General features: G+C 69.5%; 11 protein-coding genes and 1 tRNA gene. 3 read left to right on the forward strand and 9 right to left on the reverse strand.

Going from position 1 to position 15,207, the window contains the following annotated elements; translation table 11 throughout:
- Positions 1–12: 12 nt before the first annotated feature.
- Positions 13–2,739 carry a pyruvate dehydrogenase (acetyl-transferring), homodimeric type gene (aceE, locus tag IE173_RS03030; RefSeq protein WP_191281877.1) on the reverse strand — a complete coding sequence of 909 codons (2,727 nt, stop codon included), beginning with the start codon at positions 2,737–2,739 and terminating at the stop codon, positions 13–15.
- Positions 2,740–2,927: 188 nt separating this feature from the next.
- On the opposite strand from aceE, the gene IE173_RS03035 reads away from it, so the two are divergent.
- Positions 2,928–3,401: a peroxiredoxin gene (locus IE173_RS03035; RefSeq protein ID WP_191281878.1), complete on the forward strand. Its 474-nt coding sequence runs from the start codon at positions 2,928–2,930 to the stop codon at positions 3,399–3,401.
- Positions 3,402–3,426: 25 nt separating this feature from the next.
- Here IE173_RS03035 and IE173_RS03040 read toward each other — a convergent pair whose 3' ends face one another.
- Complete coding sequence (locus IE173_RS03040) at positions 3,427–5,340, reverse strand: clostripain-related cysteine peptidase (RefSeq protein ID WP_191281879.1); 1,914 nt, start codon at positions 5,338–5,340, stop codon at positions 3,427–3,429.
- A gap of 38 nt (positions 5,341–5,378) precedes the next feature.
- The gene (locus IE173_RS03045) at positions 5,379–6,200 is read right to left on the reverse strand and encodes an ion transporter (protein WP_191281880.1); all 822 of its coding nucleotides are present in this window, start codon (positions 6,198–6,200) and stop codon (positions 5,379–5,381) included.
- 40 nt (positions 6,201–6,240) lie between these two features.
- On the opposite strand from IE173_RS03045, the gene IE173_RS03050 reads away from it, so the two are divergent.
- Positions 6,241–6,313, forward strand: a tRNA-Val gene (locus IE173_RS03050).
- Here the strand turns inward: IE173_RS03050 and IE173_RS03055 are convergent.
- From IE173_RS03055 to kdpF, 6 genes are read right to left on the reverse strand one after another with little or no spacing between them, the layout of a single operon-like run.
- On the reverse strand, positions 6,273–7,016 hold the full coding sequence (locus IE173_RS03055) for a response regulator (RefSeq protein WP_191282457.1): 744 nt from the start codon (positions 7,014–7,016) through the stop codon (positions 6,273–6,275). The genes IE173_RS03050 and IE173_RS03055 overlap by 41 nt on opposite strands.
- Positions 7,013–9,523 carry a DUF4118 domain-containing protein gene (locus IE173_RS03060; protein WP_191281881.1) on the reverse strand — a complete coding sequence of 837 codons (2,511 nt, stop codon included), beginning with the start codon at positions 9,521–9,523 and terminating at the stop codon, positions 7,013–7,015. Before IE173_RS03060 ends, IE173_RS03055 begins: the two co-directional genes overlap by 4 nt.
- A gap of 4 nt (positions 9,524–9,527) precedes the next feature.
- Positions 9,528–10,175, reverse strand: coding sequence for a potassium-transporting ATPase subunit KdpC (gene kdpC / locus IE173_RS03065; RefSeq protein ID WP_191281882.1), 648 nt, complete (start codon positions 10,173–10,175; stop codon positions 9,528–9,530).
- A 26-nt stretch (positions 10,176–10,201) separates the two neighbouring features.
- Positions 10,202–12,268, reverse strand: a complete 2,067-nt coding sequence (gene kdpB, locus IE173_RS03070) for a potassium-transporting ATPase subunit KdpB (RefSeq protein ID WP_191281883.1) — start codon at positions 12,266–12,268, stop codon at positions 10,202–10,204.
- A gap of 3 nt (positions 12,269–12,271) precedes the next feature.
- The gene (gene kdpA, locus IE173_RS03075) at positions 12,272–13,945 is read right to left on the reverse strand and encodes a potassium-transporting ATPase subunit KdpA (RefSeq protein ID WP_191282458.1); all 1,674 of its coding nucleotides are present in this window, start codon (positions 13,943–13,945) and stop codon (positions 12,272–12,274) included.
- A gap of 17 nt (positions 13,946–13,962) precedes the next feature.
- Positions 13,963–14,052, reverse strand: a complete 90-nt coding sequence (gene kdpF, locus IE173_RS03080) for a K(+)-transporting ATPase subunit F (protein WP_191281884.1) — start codon at positions 14,050–14,052, stop codon at positions 13,963–13,965.
- Between the two features lie 217 nt (positions 14,053–14,269).
- Here kdpF and IE173_RS03085 point away from each other — a divergent pair, with 217 nt between their 5' ends.
- Positions 14,270–15,199: a DMT family transporter gene (locus IE173_RS03085; protein WP_229841842.1), complete on the forward strand. Its 930-nt coding sequence runs from the start codon at positions 14,270–14,272 to the stop codon at positions 15,197–15,199.
- The last annotated feature ends 8 nt before the right edge of the window (positions 15,200–15,207 follow it).

The following is a 15,207-nucleotide window of genomic DNA, read 5'->3' on the forward strand; positions in this document are numbered from 1 at the left end:
CGGTGCTCGCGCCTAGCTCTCGCCGCCGGCCGAACCCGACGTTCCCGCCGCCACGTCGTGCAGCCGGTAACGCTCGATCGCCTGAGCGGGAGCGTCGGGCGCGACGTCGCCGCGGCGCGCGAGCGACTGCAGCACGCGCACGACGATCGACGGTCCGTCGATCTTGAAGAACCGGCGCGCGGCCGCCCGGGTATCGCTGAAGCCGAACCCGTCGGCGCCGAGCGTCAGGTACTCGCCCGGCACGAACGGCCGGATCTGGTCCTGCACGGCGTGCATGAAGTCGGAGACCCCGACGAACGGCCCCTCGGCGCCCTGCAGCTTCTGCCAGAGGTAGGGGATCTGCGGCGCTTCCTGCGGGTGCAGGAAGTTGTGCTCGTCGGCGGCCAGGCCGTCGCGACGCAACTCGGTCCACGACGTGACGCTCCAGACATCCGCCGCCACGTTCCAGTCGCGGGCGAGGAGCTCCTGCGCCTCGAGGGCCCACGGGATGCCGACACCGGAGGCGAGGATCTGCGCCTTCGGCCCGAAACCTTCCGCGGCCTTGAGCTTGTAGATGCCCTTGACGATGCCCTCGACGTCGACGTTCTCCGGCTCCGCGGGCTGCTGCATCGGCTCGTTGTAGACGGTGATGTAGTACATGACGTTCGGGTCGGGGTGGTTGCCTCCGTACATCCGGTCGAGGCCGTCGCGCACGATGTGCCCGAGCTCGTAGCCGTACGCCGGGTCGTACGAGACGACCGCGGGGTTCGTCGACGACAGCAGGTGCGAGTGGCCGTCAGCGTGCTGAAGGCCCTCGCCGGTGAGCGTCGTGCGCCCGGCCGTGGCGCCCATGATGAACCCGCGGGCCATCTGGTCGCCCGCCGCCCACATCGCGTCGCCGGTGCGCTGGAAGCCGAACATCGAGTAGAAGACGTAGACCGGGATGAGCGGCTCGCCCTGCGTCGCGTAGGAGGTGCCGGCCGCGGTGAAGGCGGCGAATGCGCCGGCCTCGTTGATGCCGGTGTGCAGGATCTGACCCTGAGGGCTCTCCTTGTAGGCGAGCAGCAGCTCCCGGTCGACCGACGTGTAGTGCTGGCCGTTCGGGTTGTAGATCTTCGCCGTCGGGAAGTAGGCGTCCATGCCGAACGTGCGCGCCTCATCCGGAATGATCGGCACGACCCGCTGACCGATCCCCTTGTCGCGCAGCATGTCCTTGAGCAACCGGGCGAAGGCCATCGTCGTGGCGACCTGCTGCTTGCCGGAGCCCTTCTTCATGTCTTCGTAGACGTCGGCGCCGGGCAGCGTGATCTGGGTGTACTTCGAGCGGCGTTCCGGCAGGTAGCCGCCGAGGGCGCGACGGCGCTCCTGCAGGTACTCGATCGCCGGGTCGCCGGCTCCCGGGTGGTAGAACGGCGGCTGGTACGGGTCGGCCTCGAGCTGCGCGTCGGTGATCGGGATGCGCATCTCGTCACGGAACTGCTTGAGGTTGTCGAGCGTGAGCTTCTTCATCTGGTGGGTCGCGTTGCGGCCCTCGAACGACGGCCCGAGGCCGTAGCCCTTGACGGTCTTCGCGAGGATGACGGTCGGCTGGCCCTTGTGCTCGGTCGCGGCCTTGAACGCGGCGTAGACCTTGCGGTAGTCGTGGCCGCCGCGCTTGAGGTTCCAGAGCTGGTCGTCGGTGAGGTCCTTGACCAGTTCCGCCGTCACCGGGTCGCGGCCGAAGAAGTTCTCGCGCACGTAGGCGCCCGACTCCGCCTTGTAGGTCTGGTAGTCGCCGTCCGGCGTGACGTTCATCAGGTTGACGAGCGCGCCCGTCGTGTCCTTCGCGAGCAGGGCATCCCACTCGCGGCCCCAGACGACCTTGATGACGTTCCAGCCGGCGCCGCGGAAGAACGACTCCAGCTCCTGGATGATCTTGCCGTTGCCGCGCACCGGACCGTCGAGGCGCTGCAGGTTGCAGTTGATGACGAACGTCAGGTTGTCGAGCTTGTCGTTCGCGGCCCACTGGAGCGCGCCACGGCTCTCGACCTCATCCATCTCGCCGTCGCCGAGGAACGCCCAGACGTGCTGGTCGGAGGCGTCCTTGATGCCGCGGTTGGTGAGGTAGCGGTTCGCCTGCGCCTGGTGGATGGCGTTGATCGGGCCGAGGCCCATCGAGACGGTCGGGAACTCCCAGAACTCGGGCATCAGCCGCGGGTGCGGATACGACGAGATGCCGTTCGGCGCCTGCGACTTCTCCTGACGGAAGGCGGAGAGCTGCTGCTCGCTCATCCGGCCCTCGAGGTAGGCGCGGGCGTACATGCCGGGGGAGGCGTGGCCCTGGTAGAAGATCTGGTCGCCGCCGCCCGGGTGGTCCTTGCCGCGGAAGAACCAGTTGTGGCCGACTTCGTAGAGGGCCGCCGACGAGGCGTAGGTCGAGATGTGCCCGCCGACCGCGATGCCGGGGCGCTGCGCGCGGTGCACGGTGATCGCGGCGTTCCAGCGGATCCACGCGCGGTAGCGGCGCTCCACCTCCTCGTCACCGGGGAAGGCGGGCTCGTTCTCGGGCGCGATCGTGTTGATGTAGTCCGTCGTCGGCACCATCGGCACGCCGAGCTGCAGGTCCTTGGAGCGCTTGAGGAGGCTCAGCATGACGTCGCGCCCGCGCCCGCGACCCTTGGCGCTGACGAGGGCGTCGAGCGACTCCTGCCATTCGGCCGTTTCGTCCGGGTCCTGGTCGATGTGATCGACCGAGTAGGGGTCCTGGTCGTGGATGGGCACCGGTGACCTCGCATGGTGTGTCGACGCTGGTAAAGCGTTCAGGTGGCTTGAGGATGCGATCTCGTGGACCGCCGCGCCGAAGCGCCGTTCCACTCTAGTTGTCCCGGCCGTTCGGTAATCCGAGGCGTATGATCGTGCGCTGGACCACCGGATCCCACATGCGGTGGTGAAAGGAAGCACGAGCAGCTATGGCTCTCGAGAACGACACTCAGGCACCCGACTTCGACCTCGCCAACCAGTTCGGTGAACGGGTACGGCTCAGCGATTTTCGCGGGGTGAAGCCGGTGGCACTGGTCTTCTTCCCCCTCGCGTTCTCGGGAGTGTGCACCGGCGAACTGTGCGCGCTGCGCGACAACCTCGACCTCTTCACCGACCACGAGGTGGAGCTGCTGGGCATCTCCGTCGACTCGAAGGCCACCCTGCGAGCCTTCGCCGAGCAGGAGGGTTACGACTTCCAGCTGCTCGCCGACTTCTGGCCGCACGGCGCCGTCGCCAAGGAGTACGGGGTCTTCCTCGAGGAGAAGGGCTTCGCGAATCGCGCGACCTTCGTGATCGACGTCAAGGGCGTCATCCGCGCCTCGTTCATCACCGCCCCCGGCGAGCCGCGCTCGATCGAGGAATACCGCTCCGCGCTCGACGAGGTCCGCCCGCTCACCGTCTGACCCCCCGGTTGCGGAGGCCCTCCCGCTACGGGACGGTGACCAGGGCGCTCACGTAGTCGTTGTTGCCGCCGAAGTCGACGACCCAGAGTTCGACGACGAGCTGCGTGCCCGAGGGCAACGGGTCGACGAAGTACTGCAGGTTCGCGAGTTCGGCCGACAGCTCGACGCCGTTGGGGGACGCCCACGCGGATTGGCCGGTCGCCGGGTCGTAGTTCTGCACGAGGGGCACGATGACTCCGCCCGGTTGCACCGCGAGTTCGCCATACGTGCTCGTGTCGGGGTTGTAGGAGTAATAGGTCTCCGAGAGGATCGAGCCGGTCGAGGCGTCGAGCCCGAGTTCCAGAAGGGCGTTGATCGGGGTGCCGCTGCCGGGTTCGTAGTACTCGAGCGGCACGCTGACGCTCGCCGTGCCGGCGTTCTCGTCCTGCGAGAAAGCCAGGTACGCGAGCGACGTGGCGCTTCCGTCATCCAGCGACAGGTAGCCGAGGTTGTAGAACGCGCTCGCCACCCCCGAGCCGTCGGTGGAGACCTGCGCGGGACGCTCGCCGATGTAGCTGATCGTGCCGTCGCCGTTGAGGATGCCGTAGTAGAGGAAGGCTTCCGAGATGTTGGCTTCGGCGCCCGCCCCGAACTGACCGGACACGTAGAGCCCGCCGTCGGCGAATTGCACGATCGCATCGTTGGAGATGAAGTCCGGCAGGTCGCCGGAGTCGATCTGCCCGCCCTCGGCGTAGTAGGTCGTCAGGAAGTCGGCCCAGCCGGTGCTCTCCGCGACGGCGGCGTAGTCGGCGTTGTAGAACTCGCCGTTCGGCGGGAAGTAGATCGACAGGCCGGTCGCGCCGCGCGTGGCCTGGCCGTCGACCTTGTCGAGCACGACGTCGTTGACGGCGCGCACCACGGCATCCGCCTCGTCGGCGACGTCGAGGGCGTCGACGCTGATCTCACCGGCCAGGATGCCGAGGTCCTTCATGTGGGTGTCGTAGCGCGGGTCGGGGTTGGTGCCGAAGCCGAGCGTCTGGGCGAGCGTGCGGCCCACGGACGGCGCGACATCGGCGACGCGCTCGGTGAGTGCCGCCGCGAACTCGGCGACCGCCGTGTCGACGGCCGCGAAGTTCTCGAGGTCGATGAGCGAGAGGGTGATCTCGTTCTCGGTGCCCGAGGCGAGGGCCTGGTTGCCGAATCCATCGATGATCGCCGAGCCGAGTTCATCGGGCGTCGCACCGCGGTACGCCGCCTCGAGGGACGTGTAGTCCCAGCCGTGGCCGGGCTCGAGCTCCTGGGAGGCCACGAGGCGGTCGGCGTGCGGTGCCATCGTCGAGGCGACCTCGTAGGTGGCCATGAGGCACGCGTCGAAGCCGAGCAGGGCGAGCTTGTCGACGCCGGCTTCTTCGAGGCCCGCCCCGATCGCCTGGTCGAGCTCGGCGAGCGTGAGGGAGTCGTAGTCGTGCGACTCGTCGCCGCCGACGCCCGGCCAGGAGGCGCCGTGGTCGGAGATGATCAGGGCGTAGTTGGCCGCCGGGTAGGCCTTGATGCTCTCGCTGATGAAGGCCGCGAGCACGTCGGGGTCACCGGTGTTGAGCGGGCCGTAGTCCGCGAGCTCGGTCGCCCCGCCCTTCTCGATCTCGAGCAGCTTCGCGCCGGTCCAGTCGGGGATGCCGAGCACCGACGTGTCGGTGTAGCCCTCCGCCCGGTCGACGAGCGAGATGAGGTTGAACCCGGGCTGCGAGCCGACGACGCCCATCTCTTCGACGTCGTCCATCATGAACGGCTCGAGGTTGGTGTCGGCGATCTCGTAGGTGAGCACCGTCCAGCTGTCGGGCGCCTGGATGCCGCCGGGCGTGCCGACGCAGGCCGTGAGGCCGGCGGCCGCGAGAACGCCCGCGCCGAGCGTTGACAGGACGCGCGACAACCGGGTCTGAGTCAACCGTGAGCGCGCCATCCGTCTGCCTCTTTCGTCCAATGTTGGGTGATGCTCGCTCAGGATACTGGTCGGTCGGGCTGGCTGCGGGTCGAAGCTGCCTCCAATCGGGAGACCTGTTCCCGGAGTGCCGCGAGCTCGTCGAGGATGCGCTCGTCGAGGGCCTTGTCCTCCTCGATCGCCTCGTCGATGTCGGCGATCTTCATGCGGTCCATCGCCTCGACGACGACGGCGATCAGCAGGTTCAGCACGATGAGGGATGCCGCGATCGTGAACACGATGAAGAAGCCCCAGATCCACGGGGCGTCGAAGGCCATCGGTGCCACGAAGTCGGGCCAGCCGTCGCCGAACATGATGCGGAAGAGCGACGCGCCCGACACCCAGAGGTCGCCGAAGTGGGCGGGGTTCTGCGCCCCGAACAAGGTGGTCGCCGCGACCGAGAAGACATAGATCAGCATGAACAGCAACGCGCCGATCGAGGCGATCCCCGGCATGGATGCGCCGAGCGCCGTCACCACGAGCCGCATCGACCGCACCGCCGACAGCAGCCGCAGCACGCGCAGCAGTCGCAACACGCGCAGGACGCCGGCTTCGCTGCCCGCCGGGATGAGCGCGACGACGACGACGAAGAGGTCGAAGAGGTTCCACCCGTTGCGGAAGAACGACAAGCCGTGGGCGAAGATCCGCAGCGTGATCTCGACGACGAAGATGCCGATGATGACGGCGTTGACGGCGCCCAGCACCTCGCCGATGGCATCCATGACCGCCGGGTAGGTCTCGAGCCCGAGGATGACGGCGTTGAGGACAATGAGGGTGATGATGAAGCGCTGGAACGGCTTCGACTCGACAAGGGTGCGGACGCGTTCGCGAGCGGCTCTCATGCCGACACCTTAGAGCGACCGGTAGCATCGAGCGCGTCGCGGGCTCTTAGCTCAGTTGGTAGAGCGCCTCGTTTACACCGAGGATGCCGGGGGTTCGAGTCCCTCAGGGCCCACTCCGCCACTCGGACCCGTGCTGCCCATCCCCTCCGGCGTGAAGCGGTAGCCCATCCCCGCTTCGGTGACCAGGTAGCGGGGGGCCGACGGCTCCGGTTCGAGCTTCTTGCGCAGTTGCGAGAGGTAGAGCCGCAGATACCCCGTGTCGGAGGTGTACTGCGGCCCCCACACCTCGGTCAGCAGGGTCTCGCGGGTCACGAGCCGCCCCGGATGCCGCAGCAGCACCTCGAGCAGCCGCCACTCCGTCGGGGTGAGCCGTACCGTCGCGCCCGCCCGGGTGACGATCCGCGCGGCGAGATCGACGGTGACGTCGCCGAAGGTGACGGCCGGCTCGTCGGCGGTCGGCGTCAGGCGGCGCGACAGGGCGCGGATGCGGGCGAGCAGCTCGTCGGCGGCGAAGGGCTTCGTGACGTAGTCGTCGGCGCCGGCGTCGAGCGCTTCGACCTTGTCCCACGACTCGGTGCGTCCCGAGACGACCAGGATCGGCACCGTCGTCCAGCCCCGCAACGCCTGGATGACGTCGATCCCCGACAGGCCCGGCATGCCGAGGTCGAGTACGACGAGTTCGGGATGCGTTCTGGCCGCCGCGTCGAGAGCGGCCTGTCCGTCGGCGGCGGTGGTGACGTCGTAGCCGCGCGCCCCGAGCGTGATGCGCAGCGCCCGCAGGATCTGCGGGTCGTCGTCGGCGATGAGGATTCTCACCGGGCCTCCGCCGTGGCCGTGGCCGTGGTCACCGTCGCGGCCGGGAGCTCGACGACCATCGTCAGGCCGCCGCCCGGGGTGTCCTCCGCCTCCAGGGTGCCGCCCATCGCCTCGGTGAAACCTTTGGAGAGGGCAAGGCCCAGACCGATGCCGGCGGAGTTGTCGGTATCGCCGAGACGCTGGAAGGGCACGAACACATCATCGCGGCGTTCCGCCGGGATGCCGGGGCCGGCGTCGATCACCCGCAACTGCACCCGATCGCCGTGCTCGCTCGTCGCGATGAGCGGCGGCGACCCTTCCGGAGCGAATCGCAGGGCGTTGGCGACCAGATTGACGACGACCCGCTGCAGCAGCACCGCGTCGGCGCGCACATCGCGAACCGGTTGCAGGTCGAGCGCGATCCGGCCGGGCGGCAGGGCCAGCTCGTCGATCGCGCCGCCGACGACGCTGTCGAGGCCGACGTCGTCGAGCGTGACGCCGAGCACCCCGGCCTGGAGCCGGGTGACGTCGAGCAGGTCGGCGACGAGCGCCCCGAGTGCGGCGAGGCTCTCGTCGGCGGTTGCGAGCAACTCTTCGCGATCGGCTTCGTCGAGGCTGACGTCGTCGCTGCGCAGCGACGTGACGGCGGTCGTCGCCGAGGCGAGCGGACGGCGCAGGTCGTGACCCACCGCCGCGAGCAGCGCACTGCGCAGCTTGTCGGCCTCGGCGAGCGGCTGCGCATCGGCGGCCTCCGCCCGAAGCCGGCCCTGTTCGAGCGCCGTGGTGAGTTGGGAGACGAACGCACCGAGGATGCGGCGGTCGGTCGGCGTGAGCGGCCGGCCGCGCAGGTAGACGCTCGCGTGGCGTCCGAGCGGCACCGTGGTCTCCTGGTCGTCGTCGGCGGCGATCTCGGGCTCGCGCGCCGCTGCCACGATCTCGCCGTCTTGACGCAGCAGCACGCTCGTCATCCCGAACGACTCGCGCAGTCGGGTGACGAGCGCCTGCACCGCGTCCTCGCCGCTCAGAACGCTTCCCGCGACGGCGATGAGCACCTCGGCTTCGGCCGCCGATCGGGTCGCCGCCCGAAGGCGCCGCGCCGCCTGGTCGACCACGACGCTCACCAGGACGGCGACGACGACGAAGATGACCAGGGCGAGCGCGTGCAGCGGGTTGGCGATCGTGACCGTGTAGAGCGGGTCGACGAAGAAGTAGTTCAACAGCATTCCCGCCGCGACGGCGGCCAGCAGGGCGGGCCAGATGCCTCCGACGAGTGCGACGACCACGACGAGCAGCTGGAAGGCGAGCACGTCGCTCGTGATCGACTCCTCGCTGCGCAGCGAATGCAGCAGCCAGGTCAGCAGCGGCAGCCCCACGATCGCGAGGGCGAAGCCGGCGAGCCGACGGCGCCACGAGAGCGCGACGCCGAGCGACGGCAGCGTGCTGCGACCGGCGTGCGCGTGCGACACGATGTGCACATCGATATCGCCGGAGAGCCGGATGACGGTTCCCGACGTGCCGACGCCTCCGAAGAAGGCCTCGAGGCGGCTGCGCCGGCTCACCCCGATCACCAGCTGCGTGGCATCCACGCTCTTCGCGAACTCGACGAGCGCTTCCGGCACCCGGTCGGAGACCACCTGATGGAAGGTGCCGCCGAGGGTCTCGACGAGGGTGCGTTGCCCCGCGAGGATCCCCGGTTCCGGATCGGCGAGCCCGTCCGGACGCGTGACATGGACGGCGTAGAGCTCGCCCCCGCTCGAGCGGGCCGCGATGCGCGCACCGCGGCGCAGCAGGGTGTCGCCCTCCGGCCCGCCGGTCAGTGCGACGACGATGCGCTCGCGAGCCTCCCAGGGCGCCTTGATGCCCTGCTCGGCCCGGTACTTCTTGAGCGCCGAGTCCACCTCGTCGGCCAGCCAGAGCAGCGCGAGTTCACGCAGGGCCGTGAGGTTGCCGAGCCGGAAGTAGTTGCTCAGCGCCGCGTCGATGCGTGACGCCGGGTACACCACGCCCTCCGCCAGGCGGGTGCGCAATGCCTGCGGGGCGAGGTCGACCAGCTCGACCTGATCCGCGTCACGCAGGACGGCGTCCGGGATGGTCTCGCGCTGGGTGATCCCGGTGATGCGCTCCACAACGTCGCCCAGCGACTCGATGTGCTGGATGTTCACCGTCGAGATGACGTCGATGCCGGCATCCAGGATCGCCGCGACGTCCTGCCAGCGTTTCGCGTGCGCGGAGCCGGGTGCGTTGGTGTGGGCGAGTTCGTCGACGAGCGCGAGCTGCGGCTTTCGCGCCAGCACGGCGTCGAGATCGAGGTCGTCGAGGGTGACGCCGCGGTGGTCGACGGTGCGGCGGGGCAGCACCTCGAGGCCCTCCAGCAACGCCGACGTCGCGGCCCGGCCGTGGTGTTCGACGACCGCGACGACGACGTCGCGCCCTTCGGCTTTCAGGCGACGGCCTTCCTCCAGCATCGTGAAGGTCTTGCCGACGCCCGGAGCTGCGCCCAGCAGCACGCGCAACCGGCCCCTCGCCATGAGGTCAGTCTGCCCCGTCGAGTTGTGCCGAACCACCCAGCCGGCTCAGGGCGATGTTGAGTTCGAGCACGTTCACCGTCGGCTCGCCCAGGAAGCCGAGGTCGCGGCCCTGGATGTGCGCCTCGACGAGCTCGCGCACGAGCGCCTTGTCGAGTCCCCGGGCCTCCGCGACCCGGGCCACCTGCAGCAACGCGTAGGCCGGCGAGATGTGCGGGTCGAGACCCGAGGCCGACGCGGTGAGCGCGTCGACCGGGATCTCGTCGGGATCGACCCTTTCGAGCTCGGCGATCGCGAGACGGCGTTCCTCGATCGCCGCGATGAGGTCGGCGTTCTCGGGCCCGTAGTTCGACCCGCTCGACGCCGCCGCGTCGTAGCCCGCACCCGCCGCCGACGGCCGGGACTGGAACCACTCCGGCAGGGGGCTGCCCTCGTCGTCGGTGAACGACTGGCCGATGAGCGACGACCCGACGACCTCGTCGTCGACGCGCACGAGGGAACCGTTCGCCTGTGCGGGGAAGAGCAGCTGGCCGAGGCCGAGCACGACGAGCGGGTAGCCGACGCCGAGTGCGACGGTGAAGATCAGGAGGGCGCGCAGGGCGGTCCAGGTCTGTGCCGCCCAGGGGCGGCGGAAAGGGGCGGGGGTGCGAGCCATGGGGTTCTCCTTGACCGGACGAGACTCTAGAAGCCGGGGATGAGGCTCACGACGAGGTCGATGAGCTTGATGCCGATGAACGGTGCGATGAGGCCCCCGAGGCCGTAGATCAGCAGGTTGCGGCTGAGGATCTTCGACGCCGAAAGCGGGCGGTAGCGCACGCCACGGAGCGCGAGCGGGATGAGCGCGACGATGACCAGCGCGTTGAACACGATCGCCGACAGGATCGCCGAGGCCGGCGAGTGCAGCTGCATCACGTTGAGCACGGCCAGGCCGGGGAACGAGGTCACGAACATCGCCGGGATGATCGCGAAGTACTTCGCGATGTCGTTGGCGATCGAGAAGGTCGTGAGCGACCCGCGGGTGATCAGCAACTGCTTGCCGATCCGCACGATGTCGATGAGCTTCGTCGGGTCGGAATCGAGGTCGACCATGTTGCCGGCCTCCTTCGCGGCCGACGTTCCGGTGTTCATGGCGACCCCGACATCCGCCTGGGCCAACGCGGGGGCGTCGTTGGTGCCGTCACCGGTCATCGCGACCAGCCGCCCGCCCTCCTGCTCGCGGCGGATGAGCGCCATCTTGTCTTCCGGCGTGGCCTCCGCGAGGAAGTCGTCGACCCCCGCCTCGGCGGCGATCGCCTTCGCGGTGAGCGGGTTGTCGCCCGTGATCATCACCGTGCGGATGCCCATCGCCCGCAGCTCGGCGAACCGGGCGGGGAGGCCGGTCTTGACGACGTCCTTGAGATGGATGACGCCGAGCACCCGCGATTCCGCCCCGGTCTTCTCGGCGACGACCAGGGGCGTTCCGCCGGACTGCGAGATGCCCGTCACGATCGCCTCGAGCCCGGCGGGTGACTGCCCCGTCCATTCGGCGATCATCGAACCGGCGCCCTTGCGCACCTGACGGCCGTCCGCGAGATCGAGCCCCGACATCCGGGTCTGCGCCGTGAACGGGATGTCGACCGCCCCGGTGGGGATCTCGACCGCGCCGCCGGCCAGGGTCACCACCGAGGAGCCCTCCGGGGTGGGGTCGGCGAGCGAGGCCAGGCGTGCCACCTCGCGCAACTCGTCGGCGCTCACGCCGGGGAGCGGCACGAACTCGGACGCCTGACGGTTGCCGTAGGTGATGGTTCCCGTCTTGTCGAGCAGCAGGGTGGTGACATCGCCCGCGGCCTCGACGGCGCGGCCCGACATCGCGAGCACGTTGCGTTGCACCAGTCGGTCCATGCCGGCGATGCCGATCGCCGACAACAGGGCGCCGATCGTCGTCGGGATGAGGCACACCAGGAGCGCCACGAGCACGACGATGCTCGACGGGTCGCCCGCGTACGACGACATCGGGCCGAGGGTCAGCACCACCACCAGGAACACGATCGTGAGGCTGGACAGCAGGATGCCGAGCGCCAGCTCGTTCGGCGTCTTCTGCCGGGCGGCGCCTTCGACGAGACGGATCATCCGGTCGACGAAGGTCTCGCCCGGCTTCGACGTGATGCGCACCACGATGCGGTCCGACAGCACCCGGGTGCCGCCGGTGACGGCGCTGCGGTCGCCGCCGTGTTCGCGCACCACCGGGGCGGACTCGCCGGTGATCGCCGACTCGTCGACGCTCGCGATGCCCGCCACGATGTCGCCGTCGCCCGGGATGATCTCGCCCGCCGTCACCACGACGACGTCACCGAGCCGGAGGTCGGCCGACGAGAGCTCCTCGAGCGGCACGCCGACCGCATCCGAGCCCTCGACGTAGTTCGCGACCCGGTGCGCCGGCGTGCTCGTGCGGGTGGCTCGCAGCGTCGAGGCCTGGGCCTTGCCTCGGCCCTCGGCGACCGCCTCCGCGAGGTTCGCGAAGATCACGGTGACCCAGAGCCACACCGCGATCGCTGCGCTGAAGCCGGGGGCGAGCGCCTCTTCGGAGCCGAGGAACGGTTCGGCGATCGCGATCGCCGTCGTCAGGGCGGCGCCGACCTCGACGAGCAGCATGACGGGGTTGCGCCACAGCTGCCGCGGGTCGAGTTTGTGCAGGGCTCCGGGTACGGCGGCGAGCAGCTGCGACGGGGAGAAAGCCGTGGCCGGCTTATCGGTGGTCAGGGTGGACATGGTTCAGGACAGCCCTTCCGCCAGGGGACCCAGCGCGAGTACGGGGAAGTAGGTGAGCGCCGACACGACGACGACCGTGCCGACATGCAGCCCGACGAACTGCGGGCGATGGGTGGGCAACGTGCCCGCCGTGACCGGGAGCCTGTCCTGCGCGGCGAGCGAACCCGCGAGCGCGAGCACGAACACGATCGGCAGGAAGCGGCCGAGCAGCATCGCGACCCCCAGCGCGGTGTTGAACCACGGGGTGTTCGCGGTGAGCCCGGCGAACGCGGACCCGTTGTTGTTCGCCGCCGAGGTGAACGCGTAGAGCACCTCGCTGAAACCGTGGAGCCCGGGATTCCAGATCGAGGTCGACTCGACGTCGGCGCGCACCGCGGGAATCGCGAACGACAGGGCCGTGCCGAGCAGCACGAGAGTCGGGGTGGTGAGGATGAACAGCGACACCAACTTGATCTCCCGCGGCCCGATCTTCTTGCCGAGGTACTCGGGGGTGCGCCCGACCATCAGGCCGGCGACGAACACCGCGATGATCGCGAGCACGAGCATCCCGTAGAGGCCGGATCCGACCCCGCCGGGCGCGACTTCGCCGAGCATCATGTTCACCAGCGCGACCCCGCCGCCGAGCGAGGTGTAGCTGTCGTGCATCGAGTTGACCGAGCCGGTCGAGGTCAGGGTCGTCGAGGCGGCATAGAGGGTCGACCCGGGGATGCCGAACCGCACCTCCTTGCCTTCCAGCGCTCCGCCGGCGAGCTCCGGCGCGGTACCCGCGCCCTGCAGTTCGGCGGCCGTCATCGCGACGACCAGCACCAGGTAGAGCACCGCCATCGCCGCGACGACGGCGTAACCCTGGCGGCGGTCGCCGACCATCCGCCCGAAGGTCGCCGGCAGCGAGAACGGGATCGCGAGGAACACGAACACCTCGAACAGGCTCGTCCACGCCGTGGGGTTCTCGAACGGGTGCGACGAGTTGGCGTTGAAGAAGCCGCCGCCGTTCGTGCCGAACAGCTTGATCGCCTCCTGGCTCGCCACCGGGCCGCCGGGCAGGTTCTGCGTGCCTCCGGCGAGCGTCTGCACCTCCTGGAATCCGGCGAGGTTCTGGATGACGCCACCCGCGACCAGCACGATCGCGATGACGATCGACAGCGGCAGCAGAACGCGCAGCGTGATCCGGGTCAGGTCGACCCAGAAGTTGCCGATCGTGCCCGACTTCCGCGCGGCGAGCGCCCGGATCAGGGCCACCGCGACCGCGATGCCGACGGCCGCGGACAGGAAGTTCTGCACCGCCAGCCCGACCAGTTGCACCGTGTAGCCGAAGGTCACGTCGGGGGAGTACGACTGCCAGTTCGTGTTGGTGACGAACGAGATGGCCGTGTTGAAAGCGAGATGTTCGCTCGCGGCAGGCATCCCGAGCGAGTACGGCAGGAACTCCTGCAGCCGCTGCAGCGCATAGACCGCGAGGATGCCGAGCGCCGAGAACACGAGCACCGAACGCAGGTAGGCGGGCCAGCTCTGCTCCGACGACCCGTCGACCCCGATCAGGCGGTACAAGCCGCGCTCGACCCGCAGCTCCTTCGTCGTCGTGACGGTGTGCGCGAGGTAGTCGCCGAGCGGGCGGTGCACGACCGTGAGCAGAACCGCGAGGGTCGCCAGCTGGGCGACGAAGTAGAGCCACTCCATCGACGTCGATGCGGCCATCAGAATCGTTCCGGTTTCAGCAGGGCCGCGATGAGGTAGCCGACGGCCGCAAGGGCGAGGGCGGCGGCGATGATCTCGAAGGCGGTCACAGTCGCTCCACCCCCTTCGCGACGGCGGCGACCAGCGCGACGAGCGCGAGGATGCCGGCGATGAACACGACGTCGAGCACGGTGCGTTCTCCCTCGATCGGGTGGGTGGTGACGGTCGAGTCAACGCCCGGACCTGGGGCGTGAGGCCGGTCCTTACGAAACCCTCACGGCGGGAACGCCGATCCGGGCGGATCCCTCACGCCGCTATCGTCGTGGGGTGACGGGCGCGCGCAACTCCGGTTTCTCAGCTGCCGGGGTCGTCGCGCTGGTGCTCGCCTGCCTGCTCTGGGGAACGACCGGCACGACGGCGACCCTGATGCCCGACGACGTCAGCCCGCTGGCGATCGGTGCCGCGACGATGGGGATCGGCGGCGTGCTGCTCCTCGTCACGGCGCCCCGGATGTCGCGCGGTGTGCTGCGCGACCCCGTCGGTCGACGCTGGGCGACGATCGGGGCGATCGGCGTCGCGGTCTATCCGCTCGCCTTCTACACCGGCATGGATCTGGTGGGGGTCGCGGTGGGCAACGTCGTCGCCCTCGGCTCCGGCCCGGTGTTCGCCGCGCTCATCGAGTGGCTGATCGAGCGGCAGCGACTCTCGACGCGCTGGCTCGTCTCCACAGCGCTCGCCGTCATCGGGATCACCCTGCTCGCACTCGGCCGTCAGGAGGGAGGCGCTGCGGGGGGATCCGCCGCGGTCGCGGCCCTGGGGGTCGGCCTCGGGTTGCTGGCCGGTTTCGCCTACGCCCTGTACACCTATGCGTCGTCGCGGGCGATTCGCGCCGGACACCCGTCGCGAGGCGTGATGGGCGGGATGTTCGGCCTGGGTGCCGTGCCGCTGCTCCTGGTGTTGCTCGTCGTCGGCGGTCCGCTGCTGCAGTCGTGGACGTCGGTCGGGCTCGTCGGGTATCTCGTGCTCGGCCCGATGTTCGTCGCCTACCTGCTGTTCGGGATCGGGCTGCGGTCGGTGCGCAGTTCGACGGCCACGACGATCACGCTGCTCGAGCCGGTGTTCGCCACGGTGCTCGCGGTGCTCGTCGTGGGAGAGCGACTTTCCGTCGTCGGCTGGGCCGGGTTCGCGCTCGTGCTGATCGGACTCGCCGTGCTGGTTTCGGCTCGTCGCGGCGCTCGCGCGATCCCCCCGGCCTAGAATCCGAG

This window comes from Pseudolysinimonas yzui (assembly GCF_014653215.1).
In the GTDB taxonomy this organism is placed as follows: Bacteria; Actinomycetota; Actinomycetes; order Actinomycetales; family Microbacteriaceae; genus Pseudolysinimonas_A; species Pseudolysinimonas_A yzui.

What these genes read in the sequence shown, in the direction of transcription:
- IE173_RS03035 (WP_191281878.1), top strand. Translation starts at nt 2,928, where the DNA reads ATGGCTCTCGAGAACGACACTCAGGCACCCGACTTCGACCTCGCCAAC.
- IE173_RS03040 (WP_191281879.1), bottom strand. Translation starts at nt 5,340, where the DNA reads ATGGCGCGCTCACGGTTGACTCAGACCCGGTTGTCGCGCGTCCTGTCA.
- IE173_RS03045 (WP_191281880.1), bottom strand. Translation starts at nt 6,200, where the DNA reads ATGAGAGCCGCTCGCGAACGCGTCCGCACCCTTGTCGAGTCGAAGCCG.
- IE173_RS03060 (WP_191281881.1), bottom strand. Translation starts at nt 9,523, where the DNA reads ATGGCGAGGGGCCGGTTGCGCGTGCTGCTGGGCGCAGCTCCGGGCGTC.
- kdpC (WP_191281882.1), bottom strand. Translation starts at nt 10,175, where the DNA reads ATGGCTCGCACCCCCGCCCCTTTCCGCCGCCCCTGGGCGGCACAGACC.
- kdpB (WP_191281883.1), bottom strand. Translation starts at nt 12,268, where the DNA reads ATGTCCACCCTGACCACCGATAAGCCGGCCACGGCTTTCTCCCCGTCG.
- kdpA (WP_191282458.1), bottom strand. Translation starts at nt 13,945, where the DNA reads ATGGAGTGGCTCTACTTCGTCGCCCAGCTGGCGACCCTCGCGGTTCTG.